This is a genomic window from Mesorhizobium sp. M1428 (assembly GCF_040317515.1).
Classification (GTDB): Bacteria; Pseudomonadota; Alphaproteobacteria; order Rhizobiales; family Rhizobiaceae; genus Mesorhizobium.
Genome location: NZ_JAMYKT010000037.1, coordinates 1 through 26311 on the forward strand (window position 1 = coordinate 1; position 26311 = coordinate 26311).

Annotated in this window: 19 protein-coding genes and 1 pseudogene; 15 read left to right on the forward strand and 5 right to left on the reverse strand. The window is 61.3% G+C overall.

Annotation, left to right across the window (positions count from 1 at the left end; all coding sequences use genetic code 11):
• The 12 genes and pseudogenes from NKG60_RS29640 to NKG60_RS29695 form a co-directional block, all read left to right on the forward strand.
• Window positions 1–902 (forward strand): annotated as a pseudogene (locus tag NKG60_RS29640) (type VI secretion system baseplate subunit TssF); the annotation flags it as partial.
• Window positions 866–1927, forward strand: coding sequence for a type VI secretion system baseplate subunit TssG (tssG, locus tag NKG60_RS29645; protein ID WP_352976345.1), 1062 nt, complete (start codon window positions 866–868; stop codon window positions 1925–1927). The pseudogene NKG60_RS29640 and the gene tssG, both read left to right, overlap by 37 nt.
• Window positions 1924–3396, forward strand: coding sequence for a type VI secretion system-associated FHA domain protein TagH (gene tagH, locus NKG60_RS29650; RefSeq protein WP_352867001.1), 1473 nt, complete (start codon window positions 1924–1926; stop codon window positions 3394–3396). The genes tssG and tagH (NKG60_RS29650) overlap by 4 nt, the downstream gene beginning before the upstream one ends.
• Before the next feature lie 3 nt (window positions 3397–3399).
• Window positions 3400–3855, forward strand: a complete 456-nt coding sequence (tssJ, locus tag NKG60_RS29655) for a type VI secretion system lipoprotein TssJ (RefSeq protein ID WP_352867004.1) — start codon at window positions 3400–3402, stop codon at window positions 3853–3855.
• Between the two features lie 39 nt (window positions 3856–3894).
• A complete protein-coding gene (tssK, locus tag NKG60_RS29660) occupies window positions 3895–5229 on the forward strand; it encodes a type VI secretion system baseplate subunit TssK (RefSeq protein WP_352867007.1) in 1335 nt (444 codons plus the stop codon).
• Window positions 5230–5233: 4 nt separating this feature from the next.
• Entirely contained in the window at window positions 5234–6556 is a 1323-nt protein-coding gene (gene icmH, locus NKG60_RS29665; RefSeq protein WP_352867010.1) for a type IVB secretion system protein IcmH/DotU, read from the forward strand.
• 1 nt (window position 6557) lies between these two features.
• On the forward strand, window positions 6558–10094 hold the full coding sequence (tssM, locus tag NKG60_RS29670; RefSeq protein ID WP_352976349.1) for a type VI secretion system membrane subunit TssM: 3537 nt from the start codon (window positions 6558–6560) through the stop codon (window positions 10092–10094).
• Window positions 10076–10618, forward strand: coding sequence for a type VI secretion system-associated protein TagF (gene tagF, locus NKG60_RS29675; RefSeq protein WP_352867016.1), 543 nt, complete (start codon window positions 10076–10078; stop codon window positions 10616–10618). Before tssM (NKG60_RS29670) ends, tagF begins: the two co-directional genes overlap by 19 nt.
• Window positions 10618–11721 carry a DUF2169 family type VI secretion system accessory protein gene (locus tag NKG60_RS29680; RefSeq protein ID WP_352867017.1) on the forward strand — a complete coding sequence of 368 codons (1104 nt, stop codon included), beginning with the start codon at window positions 10618–10620 and terminating at the stop codon, window positions 11719–11721. The genes tagF and NKG60_RS29680 overlap by 1 nt, the downstream gene beginning before the upstream one ends.
• Window positions 11718–12740, forward strand: a complete 1023-nt coding sequence (locus tag NKG60_RS29685; protein WP_352867019.1) for a 3-oxoacyl-ACP synthase — start codon at window positions 11718–11720, stop codon at window positions 12738–12740. Before NKG60_RS29680 ends, NKG60_RS29685 begins: the two co-directional genes overlap by 4 nt.
• Window positions 12740–13687 carry a DUF4150 domain-containing protein gene (locus tag NKG60_RS29690; RefSeq protein WP_352867021.1) on the forward strand — a complete coding sequence of 316 codons (948 nt, stop codon included), beginning with the start codon at window positions 12740–12742 and terminating at the stop codon, window positions 13685–13687. The genes NKG60_RS29685 and NKG60_RS29690 overlap by 1 nt, the downstream gene beginning before the upstream one ends.
• Window positions 13687–14610 carry a beta propeller repeat protein gene (locus NKG60_RS29695; RefSeq protein WP_352867022.1) on the forward strand — a complete coding sequence of 308 codons (924 nt, stop codon included), beginning with the start codon at window positions 13687–13689 and terminating at the stop codon, window positions 14608–14610. The genes NKG60_RS29690 and NKG60_RS29695 overlap by 1 nt, the downstream gene beginning before the upstream one ends.
• Window position 14611: 1 nt before the next feature.
• On the opposite strand, the gene NKG60_RS29700 is transcribed toward NKG60_RS29695, so the two are convergent.
• Genes NKG60_RS29700 through NKG60_RS29710 form a run of 3 tightly spaced genes read right to left on the reverse strand, consistent with a single transcriptional unit; the run spans window position 14612 to window position 17722 of the window.
• A complete protein-coding gene (locus NKG60_RS29700; RefSeq protein ID WP_502911902.1) occupies window positions 14612–14959 on the reverse strand; it encodes a hypothetical protein in 348 nt (115 codons plus the stop codon).
• Window positions 14959–15381 (reverse strand): DUF6484 domain-containing protein, encoded by a 423-nt coding sequence (locus NKG60_RS29705; protein WP_352867023.1) that lies wholly within the window; start codon window positions 15379–15381, stop codon window positions 14959–14961. Before NKG60_RS29705 ends, NKG60_RS29700 begins: the two co-directional genes overlap by 1 nt.
• 10 nt (window positions 15382–15391) lie before the next feature.
• Entirely contained in the window at window positions 15392–17722 is a 2331-nt protein-coding gene (locus tag NKG60_RS29710; RefSeq protein ID WP_352867025.1) for a type VI secretion system Vgr family protein, read from the reverse strand.
• 276 nt (window positions 17723–17998) lie between these two features.
• On the opposite strand from NKG60_RS29710, the gene tagH (NKG60_RS29715) reads away from it, so the two are divergent.
• The 3 genes from tagH (NKG60_RS29715) to tssM (NKG60_RS29725) all read left to right on the forward strand — a co-directional run bounded on the left by tagH (NKG60_RS29715) (window position 17999) and on the right by tssM (NKG60_RS29725) (window position 24438).
• Complete coding sequence (gene tagH / locus NKG60_RS29715) at window positions 17999–19054, forward strand: type VI secretion system-associated FHA domain protein TagH (protein ID WP_352867027.1); 1056 nt, start codon at window positions 17999–18001, stop codon at window positions 19052–19054.
• A gap of 457 nt (window positions 19055–19511) precedes the next feature.
• Window positions 19512–20852 (forward strand): type VI secretion system protein TssL, long form, encoded by a 1341-nt coding sequence (gene tssL, locus NKG60_RS29720; protein ID WP_352867054.1) that lies wholly within the window; start codon window positions 19512–19514, stop codon window positions 20850–20852.
• A gap of 22 nt (window positions 20853–20874) precedes the next feature.
• Complete coding sequence (tssM, locus tag NKG60_RS29725; RefSeq protein WP_352867029.1) at window positions 20875–24438, forward strand: type VI secretion system membrane subunit TssM; 3564 nt, start codon at window positions 20875–20877, stop codon at window positions 24436–24438.
• A 67-nt stretch (window positions 24439–24505) separates the two neighbouring features.
• On the opposite strand, the gene NKG60_RS29730 is transcribed toward tssM (NKG60_RS29725), so the two are convergent.
• A complete protein-coding gene (locus NKG60_RS29730) occupies window positions 24506–25339 on the reverse strand; it encodes an RES family NAD+ phosphorylase (RefSeq protein WP_352665786.1) in 834 nt (277 codons plus the stop codon).
• A complete protein-coding gene (locus NKG60_RS29735) occupies window positions 25336–25938 on the reverse strand; it encodes a DNA-binding protein (RefSeq protein WP_352976355.1) in 603 nt (200 codons plus the stop codon). The genes NKG60_RS29730 and NKG60_RS29735 overlap by 4 nt, the downstream gene beginning before the upstream one ends.
• Window positions 25939–26311 lie beyond the last annotated feature (373 nt).

Here is a 26311-nt window from a genome sequence, read left to right on the forward strand (position 1 = left end):
TACGCGCGCGCGCTCGGCCCACCCCGGGGCAGGGCCTGCCTCCCGACCGCACGCGAGCGGGGGACTGCTAAATCTTTCGGGTTGGCGGCGCCGCGCCCGCCCACAGCGAGGGGAGCGACGCCGCAATCCCGGAGCTCTTCAGCCTGGGACAGAACCGCGGCAGCGGTTGGGTTTATTCCACCGAACGGCGCCCACGCCGCCCGACGGAGGAAGAACGGCGCGACGGCCTCACCCGCACTTCATACACCGGCGACGACGTTTTCCTGGCGATTTCACGTCCGGCGGAAAGTCCAGCGAACCGGCCGCTGAAGCGCCTCGACATCGTGGCGCTCTGCACCAACCGCGATCTGCCGATTCTTGACGACAACCCTACCTTGACTCTGGAAGCCGGCGATCCGGTCGAAACGATCCGGCTTCTCGGCGCATTGCGCCCGCCTCGCCCAGCCATCCCCGCAGCGCTGCCGGCGGGCGCGGCGGGTGAATCGCGAGCTGACAATCTCGCCTGGCGGCTTGTAGCGCAGCTCGCCCTCAACTTTCTAAGCCTTGCAAAGGAAGGTCGCGGCGTCGATCCGCTGCATGCGCTGCTTGAGCTTTACGCCGACAGGGGAGACCCGAGCCTCGCCCGCAATGTGCACTCGATCGTGCGTATCGACTCCCGGTCGGTCATCGAACGGCTGCAGATCGATGGGCCGATGTGCTTCGGACGAGGCACGGAGGTGACATTGCATGTCGATCAATCGGTTCTGGCGGGGCAGAGCACCTTGCTGCTTTCGGCCTTGCTGGCACGGCTGTTTGCCCGTCATGCCGGAATAAACGGCTTTGTGCGAACCCGCACATGGCTGCTGCAAAAGCAGGAGGATGTGCCATGGCCGATGACGCCCGGCAATCGCTACCTGATCTAGACAAGCCTGGCCGGTCAGAAATGCTGTCGGATGCATTCGACTTCTTCGAGTTGTTGCGGCGACTCGAACGAAGAGGCGGGCTGTTCGGCTATTCCGGCCCGCCGGAGCGCGAGCCCTCGCGGCTCGGGCAGCATGTCCGTCTCAGCTTTTCCGCCAAGGACCTGGCAGAATTCCGCGAAGCGACTGACAAAGCGCCCGCTCGGGTTACGGTCGCAAACATCGGTCTGATGGGACCTGAAGGTCCGATGCCCCTGCATTTGACGCGCTGGGTACTCGATCGCCTGTCGCAACGCTGGTTCACCGGCGCCGATGCGCAGCAGACCAGCGACACGACGTTCATGGACTTCGTCAACATTCTTCAGAGCCGCATGATTGCGCTGTATTACAGGGCGTGGGCGGACGCCCATCCGGCGGTTCAGGTCGAGCGCCGGGTAGGTGGGCGCGTTCGCGCCATGCTTGAAGCCATGGCGGGAATAGGGCTTCCCGGCACCCACAATCCCGAACTGGACCCCGTGAAGGTGCGCCAGGCCGCCTCGCTTGCCAATCAGGTCGACGGCCCCGAGCGGCTGACGCTGTTCCTGGCTGAGGCGTTCAAGGTGCCGGTCCAGATCAGGGAGTTCATCGCTGCCTGGATGACCATACCAGCCGCGCTCCAGACCCGGCTCGGCAAAGCCTACGCAGGGCTCGGTCGGGGAGCGACGATCGGTCCGCGCGTCTTCAACCGTCAAAGCAGGATCGAGCTCCGCGTCGGCCCGCTGGGCTATGAGGAGTTCAAGGCGTTCCTGCCGGGCGGTCAACGCCTCAAATTGTTCAAGCAAGCCGTTAGCGACATGGTCGGCGAATCGCTCGACGTCGATCTACGCATCGTGCTGGCGCGCGATGCCGTTCCGCCGCCGCGTATTGGAACCGTGCAACTCGCCCGGACCGCGTGGCTTGCGCGGCCCGCTGAAAGGGGCGATGCTGACGACATGCGGCTGCGGACATTAGTCGGCTGGCGGCAGGAAGGGGCGGAGGTCGCGGCATGAGTCTGCTGCTGACGCTGGAGCAAGGGCCACGCACCCAGGCGGTACGGCAGACCCGGCTTGACGAGGGGGAACTGGTGATCGGCCGCAGCGCCGACGCCGGCTGGCAGATCGACGATCCCGATATGTTCGTTTCACGCGCCCATTGCAGGATCACTGGTGGGCGCGATGGATACTTCGTCACCGATACGTCGAGCAGCGGATTGTTCATAGACGACTCCGACAGCCCGCTCGGCGCAGGCAAGTCGACGCGTCTTCGCAATGGCATGCGGCTGAAACTGGGCGATTACATCGTGCATGTCGATCTGCAGACGTCGAGTGCCCAAACCACAGCAGCAGCCGCAGCCCCAGTTCCGGAGCGCTCACCGCCGGCGTCTCGGGCGCCGGTCAGCATCGGCCGTGATGATTTCTTTTCAGCCGCCGTGGAAGAAGAGCCGCAGCGGCCACGTCCAGCCGAGCTGCCGAACCCCTTCGAGCAGCCGATCCCGGGAGCGTTCGAGCGCGCCAATTCCAGACAGCGCAGCTCGCCTGCTTTCGACGACCCGTTCAGCCTCGATCCGGTCGCAACACCGGGGTCCAAAGGCAGCGCAAACTATCCAGAACCAGCCAGCGCACCCAAGCAGACAGACCCATTTGGCCTCGAGTCGGGAGCGTTCCCCAACGGCTCAACGGAGCCCGCGACGGCAAAGCTGCCGGAATTCAACGACGACTTCGGTTTTGGGCCAGCGGCGGCCAGCCCGGGAAGCGATGCGCGCTCGACCGGTCAGCGCGAGCGCGACACCCCGCCACTGCAAGCGGCCAATTCCTGGGACCTGCCCGTGCGAGCGGCAGATGCCCCTCCCCCGATGCGGGCAGGCGCAGCCGCCAGCCCCGCCCGCCAGCCGCCTGCGAGACAGCACGCCGACATGGCGCTTCGCACCGCATTCCTGCGCGGTATGGGTGTGGCGGAAGCCGATTTTCCCGGGCGCGACGCCGTCGCCGAGATGGAGAAGTTCGGCCGCGAATATCGGCTTATGATGGAAGGATTGATGCAGCTGCTGCGCAAGCGCGCCGAAGAAAAAGGAAATGCCCGCGTTGCCCAGACAATGGTCGGAGCCTCCGAAGTCAATCCCCTCAAGTTTCTGCCGACGGTCGACGACGCAATCGTGACGCTTATCGCGGAGCGCAGCCCCGGGTTTCTCGCCGGCGAAGCGGCTATCGCGGATGCGGTTCGCGACCTCGCACAACATCACGTACGCGCCTGGCGCGGCGTGCAGGCGGCCCTGCGGCGGATGGTCGACCGTTTTGAGCCGGCTGCCATCGAAGAAGAGCTGAAATCGAGTTCCGCGATCGGCACGCTGTTGTCGGGCGGGCGCGGCGCCAAGCTGTGGGAGCTCTACCAGAAACGCCATCGTGAAATCGCCGAGAGCGCAGAAAAGAGCTTTCTCGGCGAAATCGGCGCCGATTTTCGGGATGCATATGAGGAGGAGTAAGACATGATCGATCGACGCGAATTTATCGTTGCCTTGGGTGCGACCGGGCTGCTTACGGCCTGTCAAAGCGCCGGGCCGCCAAAACCGTCGGTCATCACCGTGAAGCTGACAGGAGCGGCCGGCATGAACCCTGGACCAGGTGGCGGCGACCGGCCAGTGACAGTGCTGGTCATGCGGCTGCGCAGCACCGGTAAGTTCAACGCCGCCGACTACTTTGCCTTGCAGGGGGATGCCGGCTCGGCACTGGCAGGCGATCTGATCGGATCCGACCAGATTGCCGTCGGGCCTGGAAAAACCGCGACCAAGACCATTACAGTTGAACCGGATGCGACGGCCCTGGGCTTCGTTGCACTTATCCGTGAGCCTGGCGGGCGAAACTGGCGGACCACCAAATCGGTTTCGCCCGGATCAAACTTTACGGTCAATGTCACACTCGGCAGCGGCGGCATTTCCGCCTGACGGCCAAGGCGAGGGGAGCTCGATGCAGAGAGTAGCCGGATGAGCGATGCAAACAGGGTGCTGTGGTCCGAGGGCCTTTTTCTGCGGACCCAGCATTTCCAGCAGCAGGATCGTTTCTTTGAGGCGACTGTGCGCGGCGCGTTGGAGGCCGGCCAGCTGCATACGTTCGGCTTTCAGCGATTGACCCTGGATAAGGCATTGCTCGATGCCGGCCAGATCTCGATCCTGTCTGCACGAGGCATTTTCCCGGACGGAACCCCCTTCTCCATTCCTGATCTGATGGACGCGCCGCGTCCGCTGCCGGTCACCCCGGATACAGGCGCCGGCCCGGTGCTGGTCGCCTTGCCGCTCGAGCCGGCCGGCGGGGTTGGCTTCGATCCCGCGCATGCGCCACCCAGCGGTGCGCGATATCATGGACGGATCGTTTCGGTGCGCGATGCCGTCCAGGGCGGTTCAGACCCCGAAGAAATCGAAATCGCCCGGCCGCAATCGCTGTTGCTTGCACCCGGCAAATCGGTCGGCGGCTATACCGCCCTGCCCATAGCCGACATCAAGGGGATTCGAGCCGATGGCGGCGTTTCGCTGGACGAGACGTTCCTGCCACCGGCCCTGGTTACTGGTGCAGTGGCCTGGTACCGGCAACTGCTTCTGGAAGTTGTCACAGGCCTCGACCAGATCGCCGAGGCGCATGGCAAGATGGTCATGGGCGGGCCCGGGCGCAGCGTCGAAGACCTGTTGATGCTCAACCTCGCCAACGCGGCGCGTCCGCGACTGGCCCATATGCTGGCGCAGGATGTTTTCCATCCGGCCGAACTTTACCTGGAACTGGTCGGGCTTGCCGGTTCGATGGCGACCTACGGCTCGAGCGCGCGACGACTGGGCGAGCTGCCGGCTTACGATCACATGGCGCCCGGCCCACCGTTTTCGGCGCTGGCGGATGCGTTGCGCTCACTGATCCTGAGCCTGCGCTACGTTGAGCCGAAATCGCGCGCGCTGCCCGTCATGCGCCATTCGACCAATGTTTGGAAAATCCGCATCGACAATCCGAAGCTGCTGGTGGCCAGCCGGATCGTCATCCGGGTCGGTTCGGAACTGTCGGAGGACGCGCTACGCAAGATATTCGTCAACCAGGCGACCGTAGGCTCGGCGGATGAGTTTGAGGGCCTGTGGAAGTCCCGCCTGCCTGGCATCCCGCTGAAACCGCTTCATTCGCAACCGCGCGAGATTCCTTACGACGGCGATCGGCTCTGCCTTGAGCTCGATCAGAAAAGCGAGCACTGGGCATCGCTGCTCGGTGCCCCAGGCTTCGTCATTGGCGTTTCGGGTGTACTGCCGAGCGAACCGCAGGTGGACTGCTATTCGGTGAACAGGTGAAACCATGAGCCGGGATGATCCTTTCGGACTGTCGGAGGATCGCGAACGCACTCGCATCAGGCTGACCGGCACGCCGATGCCGCGACCGATGGCGGCATCCTTGCCGGGCGGGCCGGTTAAACGCTCGCGCACCCACCCGAACGGCCTTGTCAACGCCTTCGCACCCCTGCTCGAATTTGCGCCTGAGCTTGAAAGCGCGCTGCCACCGGAGAATCCGGAGGTGTTACGCACCCGGCTGCTGGAAGAACTGGTTCGGGCACGCGACACGGCAATGGCGGCGGGGTCGTCGATGGAGCGGGCCGATCAGGCAGCCTGGGTGGTGGCGGCCTTGCTCGACGATCTGGCCCTGAACACGCCCTGGGGCGGAGCCAGCGCGTGGCCGCGTCAGCCGCTTGTGGTCATGTTGCGCGGCGATGTCGACGCCGGCACGCAGTTCTTCACACGGCTCGACGAACTGGAACGCCATCCGAACCGAGACCGCGAATTGCTGGAACTCCAGTATGACTGCCTGGCACTCGGTTTTCGCGGCAAGTATCGCGTGCCCGGCCGGTCGGGCGATCGCTCGCTCAATGCCGTTCGTGTGGCCGCGGCACGTTTCCTGCGCGATGCCGACGCCGAGAATGCGCCGCTGTCGCCAAACTGGAAAGGCGTCATCGCATCCGACGAGCCGCAGCGCTTCATTGTTCCGATCTGGGTGATGGCCTTGGCCGCGGCGGTCATCGCCACCGCGACCTATGTCGGGCTCTCGATGGGACTAAGCAGCCAGGCGGTGGAGCTTTCAGCGCTGGTCCGCGCATTGCCGCCGCCGACCCGTGGCGACATCAGCCGCGTATCGCCAACCGTCGATGTCCCGCCGCCGGAGACTGTGGATTTCGCGCTGCTGCCCGAATTTGAGGCCGGCGCGCCGGGCAATCTCAGATCGGCTCTGAGCGGCACGGAGAGCGTTTCGCTGGCCAAGCTGGTCATCCAGGCCTCCAGCCCCGAACTGTTCCAGTCCTCGCGGCCAACACTGACGGAAGGATTCGAGCCGCTGATCGGCTCGATCGCCAAGGTGATCCTGGCCAATCGGGACCTGATCGGCAACATCACCGTGGTCGGACATACGGACGGCGTGCCTCTGCAAAGAACCAATCCGCTGTCGACCAACCAGCGACTTTCCGAGGCTCGCGCCCAGACCATTGCCGACATGCTGGTGCAAAACGGAGTGCCGCAGGAACGCGTCCATTCCGAGGGCCGGGCAGCCACGGATCCAGTGGCCGATGACGGCACGCGCGAGGGCCGGGCCCTGAACCGGCGCGTTGAGGTGCTGGTCGAAAAGAGGCTGTGAGATGTTCATCCTGCGCTTCCTCTGGGCGGTCCTGACATCACGCTGGCTGTGGACACTGATTGGCATCACGCTGCTTTCCTTTGTGATCTGGGTATTCGGGCCGATCGTCAGGGTCGGCCCCTACGACCCTTTCGCCTCCGACAATGTGCGTATCGTCATCATCGCGCTGCTGGTCATCTTCTGGCTGATCTGGCTGATCGCTGCCCAGCGTCGGGCGATCCGTGCCAACCGTATGTTCGTCGCCGAAATCGCCGCGCCGGCGGTAGAGAAACCACTCAGCCCCGGCGAAGAGAATGTCGCTGCCGTCGGAGCCAAGTTCGGCGAGGTCATGGCCGAGTTGAAGCGCCGCAAACTGGGCGGTCGCAAGTTCCTGCGCGAGATGCCCTGGTACGTGATCGTCGGACCGCCGGCCACCGGCAAGACCACAGCCTTGCGGCAGTCGGGGTTGAACTTTCCGATCGACCTGACCGACGACCTGCAAGGGGTCGGAGGCACGCGCAATTGCGACTGGTTCTTTTCGGAGAGCGCCGTTCTGATCGACACTGCAGGCCGCTATGTCCAACAGGAGAGCCAACCCGACGTCGACGCGGTGGAGTGGCTGGGCTTCCTCGACCTTTTGAAGAAGCACCGGGGCCGTCGCGCGCTCAACGGTGTGATCGTCGCGCTTTCGATCGATGTGCTTTCGGAGGGCGACGACGCCATCAAGGCGCATGGCCGCAAGATCCGCCGTCGGCTGGCCGAGCTCAACGATCGCCTTGAAATCCGCCTTCCGGTCTATCTGATGCTGACCAAAGCCGACCTGATCAAGGGGTTCGAGGCTTTCTTCGGCGGCTTGTCGACGGCTGCGCGCGAGCAGGTTTGGGGCACTACGTTCGCACTCGACGCGCATGTCGATGCAAAGACCATCGAGCGGGAAATCGCGACGTTAGCAACCGAGCTCGAGCGGCGGCTGGTGCCCCGGCTGGAGGACGAAGACAAGCTTGCTGCCCGCGCCGAAATCTTCAGGTTTCCCGCCCAACTCGCCAGCCTGTCCGAGCCGATCCAGGTACTGATCGAGGCGATGTTCGGGGAAAGCAGGTATGAGGAGGCCGCCTGGCTGCGTGGCCTTTATCTGACGTCGGCGACCCAGGAAGGGGCGCCCATCGATCGGCTGACCGCGGCGCTGTCTGCCTCCTTCGGCCTTCCGCCGCGCCGGGCGTTGGCCGCGCCGCGTGTCGATAAACGCAGCTTCTTCCTGAGGAACCTGCTTACAGAAGTCATCTTCAAGGAAGCCGGCCTAGGCACCTTCGATCCGCTGGCGCAACGCCGCCGTGCCTGGATCTGGCGTGGCGCGGCCGCCGCCTGTGCCGCAGCCGCCCTGCTGGTCAGCGGCCTGTTCACCTGGTCCTATTACGACAACCGCAACGCGATCACGGCCCAGGCAAGCCAGTTCGAGGCGCTGCAAACGCCACTGACCTCGGCCGCGGCAAACCCGGCATCCGTAGAACAGCCTGCGATCGATGGCGCTCTCAGTGCGATGGATGAAGTCGCAAATGCCCGCACCCCGCCGCCTGGCGCGGCACAGGATTTGCTGGGGCCATCAGCCTCGGCGGAACTGGTGCGGGCACAGACCGACACTTACGATCATGCTTTGCGCAACGTTCTCGAGCCGCACATGGTGGCGCTGCTCGAGGCGACGATGTGGCGGCAGATCCGCGACCCGGACTTCATGCTTGGCGCGCTGAAGACCTATCGCATGATGACCGGCCTTTCTCAGATGGATCCGGATTTCGCCCAGAGCTGGTGGGTCAACAGTCTGCCCGAATTCGCCGCGGCTGCCCCCTTTCCGACAGCTGACGCCGAACAGCACCAGCTTGCCGCGATCCGTCGCATGGCGGTTGACGCCAGTTATATCGCTCCGGACCAGGCGCTGGTTGCCGAGGCACTGAAAACCGTCTGCACGATTTCCTTGCCGGCGCGTGCCTATAAACAATTGCTGGCCGACCCGGCGGTGACTGCGCTCAAGGAATGGATTCCTGCCAACTTCGCCGGCCCCAACGGCGCCAAGGTCTTTGCGCGGCGTTCCGACAAGACGCTTAGGGTCGGCATTTCGGGAGCGTTTACCTATGCCGGCTTCCATGACGCCATTCTCGACCGGGTCGAGGATGTCGCCGCCCAGGCAGCACTCGACCGGGCAGTGTTCGCCGGCGGTTGCTCGGAAAATTCCGAAACCTCGGTGTCAGCGCTGTCAGAAGATATTCTGAAGCTTTATTACGACGACTACATCGCGCAATGGGACAGCTTCCTGCGCGACATGAGGCTGGCGCCATTGACCGATCTCAACGTCGCCAGTGAGAACCTCAAGGACCTTTCAAGTGCCGACTCCGCGCTGAAGCGCCTGGTCACCGCGGTGGTCCAGGAGACCGAGCTTACGCGATCCGATGAAGCGCCGACAAACGACAAGGCAGCGGCGGCAGGTGGCTCGAAACTGCTTGGCAAGCTGGGCAAGCTCGGCAAGATCGTAAAAACCGGAGCAAAGCTTTTGCCGCGTGCCGGCTCCGCCGACGAGGTGGATCTTACCGGCAGTCTGGTGGCCGAGCATTTCAAGCCGCTCAAGGGTGCCATTGCCGAGGTCGACGGCCAGCCGCCGGCGCTCGACGCCGCCATTGTCGCGCTTACCGCACTGTCCAACGTGCTGCAGACGGTGACGGCCAATCCCGATCCTCAGGACGCCATCAAGAAGCAGGGCGGCCTCGCCGAACTGACTGGAGCGGTTGCCAGGCAGGCGCAGATCCTGCCCGACCCGATCGATGATTGGTTGGGCGGTATTGCCGGCGATACTAGCGGCCTGACACAGAAGGCGGTCACCTCGGAGCTCAACGCCATCTGGCGCGCCGACATCCTGCCGTTCTGCCAGGCAGCACTCAACAACCGCTATCCTTTCAGCCCTGACAGCGCCGTAGACGTCAATGTCCGCGACTTCGCCCGTCTGTTCGGACCGGCAGGGCTGATCGACACCTTCATCAACGACCATCTGATCAGCTATGTCGACACGTCGGCGCAGCCATGGAAATGGCGTGCCGATTTCGGCCTCGACCCGTCGGCACTGGCCGCGTTCGAACAGGCAAGGCGGATCCGCGATGATCTCTTTCCGGCCGGTACAGGCCCGCTGATGAGCTTCACACTCGAGCCGAAGGATTTGTCGCCTAATGTCGCGCGCGTGACACTCAACCTCGATGGCCAGAACCTCGTCTACTATAACAACGCAACGAGGCCGCAGCCGATGACGTGGCCCGGCAAGGACGGCACGGGCGTCATCTCGCTTGCCTTCCAGCCGATCGATGGCTCGCCCGAGATCTTGCTCAACGAGACCGGCAGCTGGGCGTGGCTGAGGATGTTGCGCAGCGGTCGCTTCACCGGCACCTCGCTGTCGGACGTCTACAGCCTGCGCCTGGGCACCAAAGGCATGTACGCCGATTTCCAACTCAAGGCCGCCAGCGTCGAAAACCCCTACAACCTGCAGATGTTCAAGAAGTTTTCATGTCCGCCGCAGATATGATCCTGCCCGGCTTTTACGGCAAGATGCCTGCTACCGGCGATTTTGTGACGCGGCGGCTGCCAGGAGATTTTGTTCGCGCCTGGGACCGCTGGTTGGCGCAGCATGTCGTCCCGCTCATTGGCTCGGAATCCTGGCCGCGGAGCACCGCGCTGCAGTTCCTGTCCGGTCCGGGTTTTCTCGGCGCATCGGCAGGCATCATCGTGCAGAGCGCCGACAGGGTTGGCAGGCAGTTTCCGTTGAGCGTCGTCGTGCAGCTTTCCGAGGCTCCCGTCGAGCTTGCCTATGCCGATGCATGGTTTGCCGAGATCGAAAGGGTGGCCATAGCCGCCCAGGGCGGCGAGCTGACGCCGGATGAATTGGATGGCGCGCTGGCTGCGTTGCCAGTACCGCAGGTTGAACCGGGCGAAGAGCTCATCAGCGATATGGTGATGTGGACAGCGCGTTCGGACATTTTCGACATCGACCCGCTGTCGCCTCAAACGACGCTGGAGCAAATCTTCGCGGCGAGCTGGGAGACCAGCTGATGCAGATCTGGAACCAGATGGGCTATCCGCACCAATTCACCATGGGCATGGACAAGGCCGGCCATGAATGGATCGTCGTGGTGGTGAAGGGCACGTTCGACTTTCCCGCGACGCCAGGCGGGCCGGCCCAAAAATCTGCGGAGCAAGTGCCACTCGTCTTTGCCGACATCCAGACGGGAGAGCCCGGCTACTCCGCCACGCTCTGGGAGACCGACTTCGCTTTTCGCAAGCCGCGTTGTGATGTGATCGCCAATGGCTTTGCGTACGCACCGGGAGGACGTCCGGCCGAACGTGTACCGGTCGGCATCAAGGTGGGCCATTGGTCGAAATTGTTCGAAGCCGTCGGCCACCGCGAGTGGCGCGCCATCGGACCGGTGTTCACCTCCACCGCCCCGCAGCCATTCCTGAAACTGCCGATATCATATGACGTCGCCTGGGGCGGCGTCGACAGGCTGGACCCGGAGGACCAACTTCCGGCCAGCTACAAGTACAATCCGGTCGGAACCGGCTGGTCGCGCACGAAGAATCAGCGTCTCATTCCCGGCCTACGGCTGCCCAATACGCAAGCTGTCGGCGAAGAAATCCGCTCGCCGTTCGGCGACTACAAGCCGATGAGTTTTGGTCCGATGGGACGCGGCTGGCCTGGACGGATCGAATATGGCGGCACCTACGATCAGAACTGGATCGACAACATTTTTCCCTTCCTCCCGCCAGACTTCGACGAGCGCTATTTTCAAATGGCGCCGCCCGACCAGCAGATCGATTCTCCGCGTGGCGGTGAAGAGGTCCAGTTGGTCAACCTGACGCCTGAAGGACGCGTGAGTTTTCGGCTACCCTCGACGGCACTGCCCATCGCTTTGTTCAAGGGCCGGCAAAAGGCTTACGAGGCCGACATTTATCCTGACACCGTTCTCCTCGAGCCCGAAGAACGTCGCTTCTCGCTGGTCTGGCGTATATCGCAACGCATTCAGCGGACCATCATCGATTTCTCAGAGTGCTGGGTCGGCCCGCCGACGCCGGCTATGCTGAGAGCGAGGAGCAAGGGGAAACGTTATATTCGCATAAACCACATCACGCCGGTGCGAGAGAGCGAAGCCGCATGAGCACGAGGCTCGACATCGTCTCGATCGGCATGGTGACGGCTGTCGGCCTCGACGCGCCGTCCGCCTGCGCTGCGATGCGGGCACGACTCGATGGATTCCAACAGACGCGGCTTCTTGGGTCCGCCGGCGAATGGCTGACCGGTGCGCCGATCCCGCTGCCGCGCAATTGGATCGGCGACAGGCGCATGGCGCATTTGGCGGCCGGCGCAATTTGTGAAGCATTCGACAGCGTAGCCGAGGCGCGCGGCCAGACAGCACTGATCCTATGCCTTCCCGAGGAGGACAGGCCTGGTAGGTATGTCCGCGATGATTCCGGTTTGCTCAGGAGCATTGCCGAGATCGTCGAAATCGAGCTGCATCCAAGCTGCAAAATAATCGCGCATGGAAGACCTTCCGGCATTGTCGCGTTGGATCATGCTCGACGGCTTCTGGCGTCAGGCGATGTGCCCTTTGTCATGATTGCCGGCGTCGACAGCTATCTAACAAGTCAGACGGTCACCCATTATCTTTCACGCAACCGCATCCTTACGCCTCGAAATCCTAACGGGTTCATACCCGGCGAAGCGGCGGCGGCGGTGATTTGCACCCAACATGGGCAAACAGGAATGCGGCTGTTCGGGCTTGGGCTCTCACGCGAGAACGCGTCGATTTACAACACCGAAGATTTGCCATTTCGCGCCGACGGCATGACGGCAGCCTATCGAGCGGCGTTCGAAGAAACCGGAATCGAAATGAACCGCCTCGGATACCGTATCGCCGATCTCGTAGGGGAGCAGTACTGGTTCAAGCAGAGCGCGCTGGCCAGCCTGCGCATGCTGCGCGGCCGGCACGAATTCCAGGACATCTGGTCGCCCGGAGAATCCCTCGGCAACATCGGAGCCGCCGTGGTGCCTCTCATGCTCGGCATGGCTTTTACCGCAGCGCGCAAAGATTATGCCGCGGGAAATCCGGTTTTGATTGAGGCATCAAACGATGCTGGCGCCTGCGGCGCAGCAATCGTCGCAGGGAGGCCGCTGTGATGGGCGCAGTGTTCGCCAACGGCTTGGAAATTTCCGGCAAGGCTGTGAACGCGCAGACGATCGCCGCATTCCCCGACGTCTGTTTCACACCGCCGGAAAACCCGGCAACGCCGCCTGGAGTACCCATCCCCTACCCCAGCTTCGGAATGGCCAGCGACACCGAGCAAGGCACAGGCACCGTCAAGATCGGCGGCAAGACCGTCAACATCAAGAACAAGTCGGACCTATCCAGAACATCCGGAACCGAGGCCGGCTGCGCCGCCAAGAAAGGCGTTATCACATCAAAGAATACCGGAAAGGGCTACTTCAATTCCTGGTCCAACGATGTGAAGTTCGATGGCGAGCCGGTCATCCGCATGACGGATCTGGCCACCAACAACCATGCATCGCCCATCGGAAATACGGTTACGTGGCCGCACACCGCGGCAATAAGCGTCAATGGGCAAGACTGCGCGACAATTTTGAACAGCGTTGGGATATACATCCATCAACACAAGGATTCCGATTGCCAGCACCCGACCGAGTCCGAGCACTGCTTCGAGAATCAGATGTTCCAGCGTAGTCGCGGCGGCGACAACTATTCCGGCTGGGGAAACTACGACGTCGACACAGCGCCCTGCATCTGCATGGAATCCTACAAGAAAACCAAGACCGGATATCGCAAATCCGGCTCCGGGTCGAAACGCGGCTCGCCGCACAACAAGAAGACTAAAGATGTCCGCGATTTCTTGAAGAAAAAGCGCAGCCCGACCCTAGGCGATGCGATCAAGAAGGTGCAGCAAGCGGTCGGCGACCATCATGAAAAGCTGCAGAGCTGCACAAAACAGGAGAAGGAGGACGCGCTCGAATGTCTCAAGCTTGTTCTCCTCGACTACCTTGCTGACTGCGCCAGAGCACCGAAGCCGACGCACGCTGAGTTGTTGGCTAAACCGATAAGGAAGAAGTGATGCGTGAACCCGAAACCATCGCCGATTTCGACCCCGAAGAAATCGATGTCCAGGCCGTTGACGGATTCCATCATGGCGGCAATCGCTTCAGCGCGAGCTTCGAGTTGAGCGATCCCGATGACGAGTTCAGCCGGTCCTATCTTCTCGAAATCGAGCTGGGGCGAACTATTCGCTTCAACGCAAGGCTTCAGATCGAGGACGCGTTACGCTCGCACGTCAGTTTCGGGAGTCAGGATCATATTGCGCTCGAACTCGGCGGGATCATCCACGACCTCCCGCCCGGGGCGGCGTCACGCACGGAATTGCCCGAAGGTGTGCTGACGCGTTTATGGGCGCCGTCCCGCGACCGTGTCTTCGCAATTGGAGGGCTCGGCGTGAGTTATCTGCGTGAGCGAGGCCAATGGGACCAATTGGACACCTTTGAGAAGGCTGTGCTCAACGATATCCATGGCCGAGATGGCGGGCCAATCTATTGCGCTGGCGACCGAGGACTTCTTCTAAGGCTCAACGGGCGGCACTGGGATCGTATTGATCTTGGTGTCGAGGAAAACTTCAACACCGTCCTGGCCGGCGCTGCAGGCGAGGTATACATCGGTGGGGCGAACGGGGCGGCCTACGAGCTGCGCGACAGCCAATTGATTTTGCTGAAGGCCGATGAGGTCGACTACTACGACATCTGTGAATTTCGCGGCAAACGATACTGGTCGGACATGAGCTATGGCGTTTCGGTGCAGCAGGGACGTGAGCTCGTGCCCATGCTGGAAACGGAACAGGGCTTTACAATGTCGGCGACCGATGAGTTTCTTGTTGTCGCGGGCTGGCACGAATTCTTTCTGTTCGACGGCACCAACTGGTCTGGCTTCGAAATGGGCTATGACGGCAACATTTTTCTGCGAGCGGTCGACATGAACAACTATCGCTAGATTAAAGTTGTTTCTGTTGCAGCGCCATCGCCAGATACTGCCTCACTTTGACAAGGTCTAAATCCACGACCCTAATTGGCTTGGGCGCCACCAGCATCCGCAGCACGAAGAGTTCTCCAGCCTCATGGAATTCTTCATAGCGCTCCTGCGCGATCTTGTGGCCGCGGTCTCCGGCTACCCGCAGCCCATCCAGATGGGCCTCCAATCTTTCGATCAGGCGGGCAAGGCGCACTTCGTCCATCTCCGGATTTTCGTCGGGATGGAGTAGGTGATGGTCATAGATCATCCAGAGAAACGCCGCCATTTCGGCATGCTGTCGGACAATATCGCGCAGGATTGGCGGCGCCATCAGTTCAAGTTCACTGAGCCACCACGGATACGATTGGCGGCGCTCGCGTGGCTCGTAACGTAGGTACCCCGGATAGTGATATGGCCGTCTTTTTCGAGAATGATCGTGGCCTTGCCGCAACGCAGCTCTATGCGCTCGTCGCCCACAATGCGTACTTCTTTGCCATCGCGTATGACTTGCGCCTGAGGCGTGCGGCTAAGTTCCACAATGCGTCCGACGATTAGCGGCCGGCCGACATCGCCACCTTCAAATAACAGCGCAACTTCGGAACCGATCATGTCGGAGCGCATCTCGGCCAGACTTCGCGCTCTCACGGCTGTCTCGCTTTCATTGCCTGGGAATACGACGAGCGGCGCTTCGTCGTCGAAGCCAAGAAAGACTCCGATTATCACACCTTCGATCCGCTTTCGGGTCTTGTTCATCCAGCCGCCCTCAGTTCTGCTTGATCTCCGAACCCTTCATCGTGATGTCACTTGAAGCCTTCACGTTAATCTTGCCCGAGGCTTTCACGGAAATGTCCTTGCCTTCGATGTTGATGGTCCCGTCCTTTTTCATGGAGATCGCCGCTGATCCGCATTTGATCACGATAGAATCGCCCGCTTCGATCAACAAATCCTTGCCCACCTTGATGGCACCGTCCTCACCAATCTGAACAAGGCTGCCCTTGGCAATCTTCAGCGAGCGCGCACCGCCGACATCAGTCGCATCGTCCTCGGCAATGTTGGCGTCTCGCCCCTTACCTATCTGCGAAGAATGTGCGCCAGCGACCTTGAAACTCTGGTCGGCACCTATCTGGACGGATTGGTTCGATGCGATCTGCCAGCTGTCGGCAGCACCAATGGCATGGCTCTGCCCCGCCCCGACGGTGACCGACCGCGACGCGCCGATTGTGTTCGTCTGTACCGCGCCGACGCTTCGTGTCTCCGAGGCACCGACCGTATCGACGCGCGCCGCCCCAACCGTGATTGTCTGGACAATAGCTACGGTCTGCGAATGGTTGGCGTCTATGTTTTCGGTAGAGTTCGCGCCGATGTGGATCGTCTCGTTCGATCCGACTGTCAGCGACCGATTCACCCCAACCGTCTCGGTGTCGTTCGACCCGATGTTGGTTGTCTGGTCGACGCCGACCTTGACCGTCTTGTTGTTGCCGACGTCCTCGTCGAGGTTGTGGCCGACGGAGTGCTTGGCGTCGTGGTCGATGCGGTCGGACTGATCGTGCTGAACCAGCTTGTTGCGGTCGTGCTTGATCAGGAGGTGATGGTCCTTCTGCGCCTGGAAGTTGACCAGCTCGGAGCCGGCCTTGTCCTCGAACATCAGTTCGTTGTAGCCACCGCCTCCTTTTGACGAATCGGATTTCCAGCCGGATTGCGTGGCGTTGCCGGGCAGCCCGTAAGGCGGCATCTGCGCGGCATTGTAGACCCTGCCGGTGATAATCGGCAGGTCAGGATTGCCTTCGATAAAGTCGACGATGACCTCTTGCCCGATGCGCGGTATCTGGATGAAACCCCAGCCGCTCCCGGCCCAGGTCTGCGAAACTCGCACGAAGCAGGAACTGTTCTGGTCCTTCTTGCCCAACCGGTCCCAATGAAACTGGACCTTCACCCGCGCATACTTGTCGGTGAATATCTCCTCGCCGGACGGACCGACCACCGTCGCCGTCTGGGGACCGCGCATGATCGGCCGTGTCGTGACCCGCGGCGGACGATAGGGCAAGGCCGTGGGTGCCACGCCAAGGATCACCTTGAAGTTCTCGCTGTCGACGTCGGCATGGGGTCTGTAGCCAGGGTCAAAGAGCCTGTATTCGGCGCTGACCACCAGATACTCCTGGTTCTGGTCCTCGCGCGGAAAGCCGTCCAGCTTGAACGTGCAGCCTGAGTACAGGCCGCGCACTGTTCCAACCGCGGCGATGCGCTGGTGCACCGCCTGGATTTCCTCGCGCCGGATCGCCGCCAGGCTGTCGCCGCGGCCCACTTCCAGATGCGCGCCGGGTTGCCGGTAATTCTCCCCCGCAGCCAACTTGTGACTGAACGGCTGGGCCGACTTGGCCATCAGGTCGGCGCCCGGTTTCTTGAAATCATAATCGGTATGGACATAGGAGCCCGGCCGCACCGAGCTGCCCGGGATCCATTCGGTGATATATTCGACATCGCGCCGGGAGCCCTGCCCCTCAAAGTGGTACGGCACTTTTTCATAGCCCGGCGCCGGCTTCAGCTTGCTCATCGCATCGGCCAGCACAAGGGTATGCTTGCGCTCGCCATGCTCGAAGAAATACAGGATGCCTTCGTGCTCGAGCAGCCGCTGCACGAAGTCGAGATCGGTCTCGTCGTACTGGACGCAGTACTCGCGCGGCGGATAGGACCCTTGCAGGCGCTTCTCGAATCTTGCCGTGTTGTATTTCGAAAATACCTCTTCAACGATTTCGATGACACTCATGTTCTGGAAAATGCGGCAGTCGGTCGTATTGCCGAGAAACCAGAGCCATGGCCGGACGACGGCTTCGTAATAGGCCAGCCGGTCTTCGATCCGGGTAAGGCGAAAGTCCGACACGATGCCGCTGAACCAGCGCTGGGGGTTGGATTCACCTTCGATTGAAACGGCGCCGCCCAGCATCTTCAGCGGATCGATATCCTGGCTGGGGCTCACGAACCCGACCGTATAGGCCAGACAACGACTGATCTCATCGCGCCCGACGAGATGTGTGAAGGTCAACAGCTCATCGCCAACCGGCGTTTGCACCACCGCGGCGCGTTGTTCACTCGGCATGGGTCGTGCCCCTCCTTGGCCCGGCAGCCAGCGCGGTGGATTTGAATATCCGGTTCAGGAGATCGAAATCGCATCGACCTCGATGGTTGCCAGTCCATATGGAACGTACCACATCTTGTTGTGCTGGCCAAAGAGGACATGAAGAGTCGCCCGGCCTGCGTTGCCAAGGTTCGCTCGCTGCGTTGCGCCACGTGATGCGAAATTTGGGATTAGCCACTCTAAAAACATGGAGTATCGTGTCGGCAAGGCCGCCAGCGATCACACAGGCGATTTCGCATGTTAATCAGTCTGCAGATCAGCAATGTCGATGCCCTGCCCGCTGGCGTGTCGCCCGGCTACCGATCGCGTAATCGCAGCTTCAAAATCGGGCGCGAACATTGCGACTGGATCTTGCCTGATCCTGACAAGTTCATCTCAGGCCGGCATTGCCAGATCCGATACGAGGCAGGCGCGTTTTGGCTGCACGACATTTCGCGCAATGGCACTTTCATCAATGGATCGAGCCAACGCATCACCGGTCCGCGCCGGCTAGACCACGGCGACAGGCTCCTGGTCGGTCGCTACGTCATCTTGGTATCGATTGACGACGAGCATGCAACGCCAACTGATCCGGAGGCCGACCGAGGTTCGACGCAAGGACAGATGCCGGCCGCGGCCGATCGGCTGCTTGATTCCGGAGGCGAGCCTCTCTTCCGTTCGGCAGAGCGATGGCTGGGGCAAGCACCGCCATCGACATCATCGCTGCCTAGGGCCGTCCCCTCGACTACAGACGAGGTGCTGCGGGAAATTGCAATCGGCGCAGGCATCTCGCCGGAATTGTTTCAATTGCGTGATCCGCATGAAGTCGCTGCCGAAATCGGCGCAGTGCTTCGCACGGTGGTCGAGCAGCTGGCCATGCTGCTGAAGGCACGTGCGGCTGCAAAGACATTGGCCAAGAGCCCACATCGAACGATGATAAGCTCCGCTGAAAACAATCCCCTCAAATTTGTCCCCGGCACCGACGACATACTCGAAATCATGTTCGCGCGGCGCAGGGCCGGCTATCTCGATGCCAGGCGCAGCGTCGAGGACGCGTTCCGCGATCTCAAGGCGCACGAATTTGCCACCTATGCCGCCATGCAAGCAGCGCTCTCGCGACTGCTTGACGACCTGTCTCCGGAAGCGATCGGCAAAAAGCTCCCGCCGACATCGTTTACCTCGAAGAAGGCCCAAGCATGGGACGCTTTTGTCGGGACGTGGAGGAGCATGGAGGAAGCACACGAAAACGGCATGCTGGATATATTCTTGGCCTATTTTAGCGATGCCTATGCCAAAGCTGCCAAGCACAAATAGACCGGCGCAACAGACTGCGCCGCTGTAGCTGACGAAGAAAAGAGCGTCGGCGCACCGCATCATGTTCCAATCGGGAACATCTGGGACTACGATCACATGCGACAGTTCGCCAAGCGGGTAAGCCTGATTGACCTGGGGGTCTGCGGCAAATGTCACATTGCGGCACCATACTTTCTTGTAGCTCCGGACCGCCTTGCCGGAAGGACCATTGCGTGCCCTATCCAGCCAGGAAAGATCTGGCGCCTCTCGCACGTGAGCGCGGACACTGCACGGCAGCGGCATATCGGCGATGAGCTCGAAGGACGATCCTTTCGGCCCGGTCGGCAAGACCGTCATCCGCACCAATCCACGACGCGGGCAGAATACGAAACCAGCCGCAAACGAACCGATTGCGAAGACCGTCGCGCCCCCGCATGTCAAGGAATCGACAGTTTTCGATCCTGACATAGGTCGGCATATGCCGCCGGACTGGACATCCGGAACCATTCTTTATCAGGGAGCATCGTCCGGTACAGCGGCCAGAGCCGAGGCGGCCGGGTCAAGGCCGACCATTCAGCAGGAGGTGCTGCTTGGCGCCGCAGACACGGTAAAATATTCGACGGCAAATCCGATCCTCGCTGCGTCAGCGCCGTTGCTCGTCCTGTTCGGGCATCTCAGGCTCGTGCCGGTCGAAAGACAGGCGGCGCCATTGGCCGAACATATCGCCGATGCAATCGAGAGGTTCGACTGGACGCTGGAGAAGTCAGGGGTTCCCGAAGAGGATGCGCGGATCGCGAAGTTTGCCCTTTGCGAAACCGCCGATGATCTTGTGGGCAACCTGCCTTGGGCCGGCGAGGACACCTGGGCACAGCACAGTATGCTGTCGCGGTTCTTTCACATCGAGCCCACCGGCGCCGGCTTTTATGAAGCACTGAACAAGGTGCTGGCCAATCCTGAGCCACACTTAGACCTGCTCGAGCTGATGCATGTGTGCCTGTCCCTGGGATTTGAGGGCCAGTATCGTGGCCTGGCGCGCGACGATACCAGTCTCGAACGTGTGCGGCGCGACGTCTACGAGACGATTCGCTACTTCAGGGCCCGTGCCGGAGAGGACATCTCCCCCCGCTGGCAAGGCATGGCCGCTACGATGGTGCCGTCTTCGACCCGCCTGCCGCTCTGGGGTGTTGCTGCAGCGGCGTCAGCCCTGCTGACGGCCGCGTTCTTCACGCTGCGGGCGTTCATGACCGATGAAGGCGATGCTGCCGCCAGACAATTGCTGGCGCTCAATCCCTCGACGCCTGTGACGATCGAGCGCGCCAGTGTGGTACCCCCACTTGCCAAACCGGTGACAGCCGCCTCGCCTGCCGTGACCGGCCAGATCGACCGCATCCGCTCAGCACTGTCCACGCAAGTCGAGCGCGGCGGGATCACCGTCGGCACAAAAGGCGACTTCATCGTAGTGGAGATCAACAATCAATTGTTGTTTCAGCCCGGCAAGACCGAAGTGAAGCCCGAGTTTCTGCCGCTGGCCGCACAGATTGCCGCAGCCCTTGAGCACGAGCCAGGGCCAATCAGGATCGTTGGCCACACGGATAATGTGAAACCACGGAAATCAAGCACGTTCAAATCGAACTTTGACCTTTCGGTCGCCCGCGCGAACGCTGTCGAAACAATGATCGCCGCGAAGCTTAGCGATCCCTCGCGAGTAATCGCCGAGGGCAAGGGCGAAGATGAGCCAATTGCCGACAATGCGACGTCCGAGGGCCGCGCCAAGAACCGCCGTGTCGACGTTATGATCCCCAAGGAGGAAACGCTGTGAACACCGCCGGTGGGAAACGCCAATGATGCGTTGGCTGCCGCGGATATCCAGCACGGCCGCGTTAGGCGGTTTTGCGGCGGCGATCTGGTTTGCTGGACCTTTGATCCGCTTCGCCGATATCCGGCCGCTGGGACCTGTCTGGTTGCGCGCGACAATCATCGGCACGATCGTGGTGGCCGCGGCCCTCGTTTACGGAGTGCGCGCCTGGCATGTGAGGAAGGCGGAAAAAGCGCTCGAGACGATCATTGCCCGCAACGACGGGGGCAATGACGATTCACCGGTGCTCGAGGCGCGCATGAGTGAGGCCATCGCAGCACTCAAGCGCTCGAGCGGTAAGCGCAATTTCCTTTACGATATTCCCTGGTACATCGTCATTGGCCCGCCGGGCGCCGGCAAAACGACGGCACTGGTCAATTCGGGTCTGAATTTTCCGCTTGCCGGTTCAGGAGAGGCCCAGCCGGTGGCCGGAGTTGGCGGCACCCGCTCCTGCGACTGGTGGTTTACCGAAAAGGCTGTGCTGATCGACACGGCGGGACGATACACCACGCAGGATTCCAACACTGGAAGCGACAGCAAAAGTTGGCTTGCGTTTTTGTCACTGCTGAAGAAACACCGCACCAGACAACCGATCAACGGGGTTATCCTGGCCATCAGCCTTGCCGATCTCATCAGCCTCGATGACCAGCAGCTTGACGCCCATGTCGTTGAAATACGCAGTCGCCTGAGGGAGATCCACGAGACGCTGAAAATCCAGTTTCCGGTGTACCTGCTTTTCACCAAGGCCGATCTTGTTGCCGGCTTCATGGATTATTTCGGCAGTTTCGAGGAGCCGCGCAGGCGCAAGGTCTGGGGCGCGACATTCCAGACCACAGACCGCAATAAGAACATGGCCGGTGAGGCTTCGGCCGAATTCGATGCACTGGCGAACCGCTTGGCGGACGAGATGCCTGATCGCCTGCAGGAAGAGCCTGATCCGGTCTCGCGCATATCGATTTTTGGCTTTCCGGCCCAGTTTTACGCGCTGAAGGGCCGAATTGCCAATTTCGTGACCAGCCTGTTCGATCCGGTCCGCAGCCAGGTGAACGTCAGCTTGCGTGGGCTCTACTTCTCGTCGGGGACCCAAGAGGGAACGCCTATCGATCAGGTGCTGGGCGCAATCGGCCGCAGTTTCGGCAACAATTCCCGCCCCCACCTGTCCGGGACCGGCAAAAGCTTCTTTTTGCACGATCTCCTGACTGATGTCATTTTCGCCGAATCCGGGTGGGTTTCCTATGACCGAGCGACCGAGAGGCGGGCAGCGGCCCTCAGATATGGCGGCTTTGGCATCATAGCCTTGATCACTGCAGCGGCCCTTGGCGCGCTCGGGATGAGCTTCATGGCCAACCGCTCGCTGATCGCCTCCACCACGCAGGCGACGAGCCAATATCGCGAGACAGCCGACGCCCTGCTCAAAAGCACCACGGTCACCGATGTCGACCTTGAAAACGTCATCGGCCCGCTCGACCAGTTGCGCAAGATGCCGGCCGGTTTCGAAACCAGTGACTTACCGATACCGATCGAGGAAACGGTCGGCCTTAGCCAGCGGGAAAGGCTTCTTTCGGCATCGACAACAGCCTACCGGCAAGCACTGGAACGAATGTTGCGGTCGCGTCTGCTTGTTCAGGCCGAGCGGACCGTCCAGGCGACGATGGCTGAGCCCGCCGCGCTCTACGAACCGCTCAAGATCTACCTGATGCTTGGCGGCAAAGCACCCAAGGTCGATGACGCATTGATCATCTCCTGGATGAAGCAGGATTGGGAACAGAACCGGTATCCAGGCGAGAGCAACCGCGAAGGACGCGCGCAGCTCGAAAAGCACCTGCGCGCCATGCTTGCGTTGGACGATGCCTATGATCCGGCTTTCGAACTCAACCAGCCGCTTGTGGAAGCCGCCCAACGTTCACTCGGGCGCATGAGCCTTACCGATCGTGCGTCCGCATTGATCAAGTCGGCGGTGTACGCGGCTGCGCTGGACGATTTTTCTGTTTCGCAAAAAGGCGGGCCGGAAGCGCAGCTTGTGTTCGAGCGCGTCGATGGCGGCGATCTGTCGAAGCTCCGTGTTCCCGGTCTCTACACCCATGCCGGATTCAACAACTTTTATCTCGGACAGCTTTCGCGCATTGCGCAGACACTCGTCGACGACCAGTGGGTCCTGGGCGGTGGCGGCGAGCAAGGCGGGATCGATCAGGAGTTGCTCAAGCTCGGCCCCGAACTTCTCGATCGCTACGGCAAGGAGTTCGCAGCCGCGTGGAACAGCGTTCTCAATGGTTTGAAATTCAAAGCCATGCTGAACGACAAGCCGCACTATGTCGCGCTTTCCGCCGTTGCCTCACCAAGCTCGCCGATCGAACAGCTTTTTGCCGCGATTGCCGAGGAAACAGCCTTGGCGCGCGACCCTGTCTCCGGTGAAGACTCAGGCAATGGGACGCAAGCCGGCACCGTCATGCGCCAGTCCCAGGACGCTGCGGACATGGCCAAGGGCCTGGCTCGCATCGGCATTCAAATTAGCTCCGCAAAGTCGCAAAGCCGTGCCGGTATGGGGTCGGCGAAATTTCAAACCCAGAGCCCCGGGGCAAACATCGAAGCGCAGTTCAGGTCCTTCCAGGCTCTGGTAAGCGGGCCTTTTGGACACCGACCGATCGATGCGCTGACCCAGAATTTTCGCGATATCCAACAGAGCCTGCAACTGGCAACCGAGGTCCCTTCGCAGACGGAACGTGTCAACGCCAACCTTCAGCTGCAGATAGCCACCCTTCGCGCCAATGCATCGCGTCTGCCCAAGCAACTCGGCAGAATGGTCAACGCAACTGCAGACGAATTTGAGGGCAACGCGGCTGAAATTTCGTTGACGAATCTGAACGAGATGCTCGACCAGGCCGTCACGCAGCCCTGCGAGGAGGCGGTCAACGGCCGCTACCCGTTTGCCGGCGATGGTACCGAGGATATTGCGATGGCGGACTTTGCCAAGCTGTTCTCTCCGGGCGGCCTGATGGATCGGTTTTTCGCACTAAACCTTGCTTCCTTGATCGACATGAGCGGCCAGGACTGGAGCTGGAAACAGAATGCGCGCTTTGGGCGCGATCTGTCGAAGTCGACGCTGAAAAACTTTCAGGTGGCTGCGGAAATCCGCAACGCCTTTTTCCCCTCGGGCGGATCAATGCCCTCGGTCAACCTGACGTTTACTCCGTTCTCGCTGAACGGCGATGCAGATTCTGCGGTGCTCGACATCGATGGCCAGATCGTGCAGAGCAACCAGGCGGGTAACACGCCAAGCACGGTGTCCTGGCCGAGCGGCGCGGCCTCGGCGTCCGCCAGTCTGAGACTTACACCGGAAATGCCGGGCCGCGAATCCGTTATCAGCTTCGACGGGCCGTGGTCGCTGAAGCGGTTGCTGGACAAGGCGACGATCACCAGCAAAGACGGCACTGTTGAGGCGCGCTTCGTGGTTGGTGGACGCGACGTCAGTTATACGATCCAGACCGGTCCCGGACCCAGCCCCTTCTTCCTTCCCGCACTTTCTGTATTCAGCTGTCCGAAGGCTTTCTGAGAGGATTTGAGCCTCGCCGAGGGCAAGTGGGATCGCGAAATCTAGTCGATCTGAGGTTTGTCTTGCATCAATGAGCGGCATCAGCGAACGCCTGGTTGATGTGCGTATCCAAACCATCGCCTGCCAAACGGTGCCTTCCCCATCCGGGCAAGAACCCGCCTCGCCAGGGCCCCACGAGCGGCGTTCGTCCGAAGGACCGTATCGAGAACCGTCGCCGGCAGCACTGGCGGCGTGCTACTTGGCGGGCAGCAAAACGGATTTCCGATAAGTCTCGAGCACTGCTGCAACCTTCGTCGAACATGCTCGATAAGGATCGGGTCTCCTTTGGCAGAAGTTGAAAGTCAGCTCTCTTAAGTTGAAAGTCAGCTCTCTTAAAGAGAGCGAGGCACATCTCGCTGGAATGGTGTCGCGATTGGTAGGCCAATCCATCCGGCTGATCTCGATGCGCCCACAGCGCATCAGACCAAAGGCCGCAAGGTTCATAGGGGCCCGTCGAAATCGCATTGTCAGTGCCCATGGTTTGAAGGCCCGGCCCATACAGACGCGCAACGCGCAAGGGCCGGTCCGCGACCAACCCCGATGCCGAACGCTCCACTATATCCGCCATGCCGACCATGAGGCGTTGCGGATTGCGCAGCTGTGGTTCGGCCAACGCCCGGCGAAGCGTCAGACCGGCATAAAGGACCACGAACCGTCCGCCCGCGCTGTCAAAACGGTTCGTCGGTGGCACGCCCCGTCCCGGTCCGAAAAAAATCGGGTCGAGCCAAGATCGGTGAACACGGTGCAGCACCTGACCGGCTTCTATTTTGTCAATAGAAAGCGAGATATCGTCAAGCCAATCGGGAGGAGGAGGCGCCAGGCCGGGTGGACCGCGGCGCGGGGCCCGATCCACGGAAATCATGCAAACCCATCCACAGCCTCACTGCGTAGAATGCGCAGAACTGAATCCGCCTCGCCGGCCCTCAACGCCTCAAGTGGCGTGCGCCCTCCGAGCACCGAGTCGGGGGCGAGCAAGAAGTCCAGCGCCATCCACGATCCGGCTGAAGTGTAGGCCCGCACAACGTCCGCGATGCCGGCGACCATATCCGTTTCGTCAAATTGGCAAGCAGGATAGTGCCAGTCGCTCCCCTGCCGAACCGCAAGCAACGACCCGGCCCGCCGGCGCTTGTCCACTGCCTGACGCGAGATGCCGAGCAGCCGTCCGGCATTCTCGGCCGACAGCGTGCCGCCCGCACGCTCAATTAGAATTTTGCGGTGTTCGACGTTTCTTGCCAGGGCGGGGACGAGTGGATCGAGTTCTATGACGGCTGACCCGATGACGTCCGACTGGCTGAGATGCCGGGCGAGCGAACCGGCATCGGTCGGGGCCGACAATGCGTCCAGAACCTTTGGTGAGGCAGTGGCTGCAATGCGCTCAAGCTCCGATGTGGCGCGTCGAAGAAACACTGCCTGCAGACTATCAGACCCGATAATATTAGTGTTTGGCGCTGTTCGAGCCATGCTGATCTCACTGGTTGACATCAGGAATATATAGAAACGATGTTGCCTGCGTTAACCAGCCGGATGTCACGGCGAGGATCGATAGTTGGCTATTATCTACCCTCCTGTTTGAACTGCGTCGGCAATGCGCGCTGGGTGGGCACGCTGCTCACTCGGATCCTGGAAGAAGTCGGGCTCCTGGCAGTGGCATCCAGGTGGTCTTCTGGGGAGCCGATAATGGCGAGATCCTACGACGTCTTTCCGCACATTCCGGGGTACTGACCGCTGCTTGGTTGGTTGTGAGATGAGCTGGAACGCTTAGGGACCGGCAAGCCGTGCCAGATGGGAAGATCGCAGCATGCGCAGTTGAGCAGGCAACTGAGCGCTGCCGCTC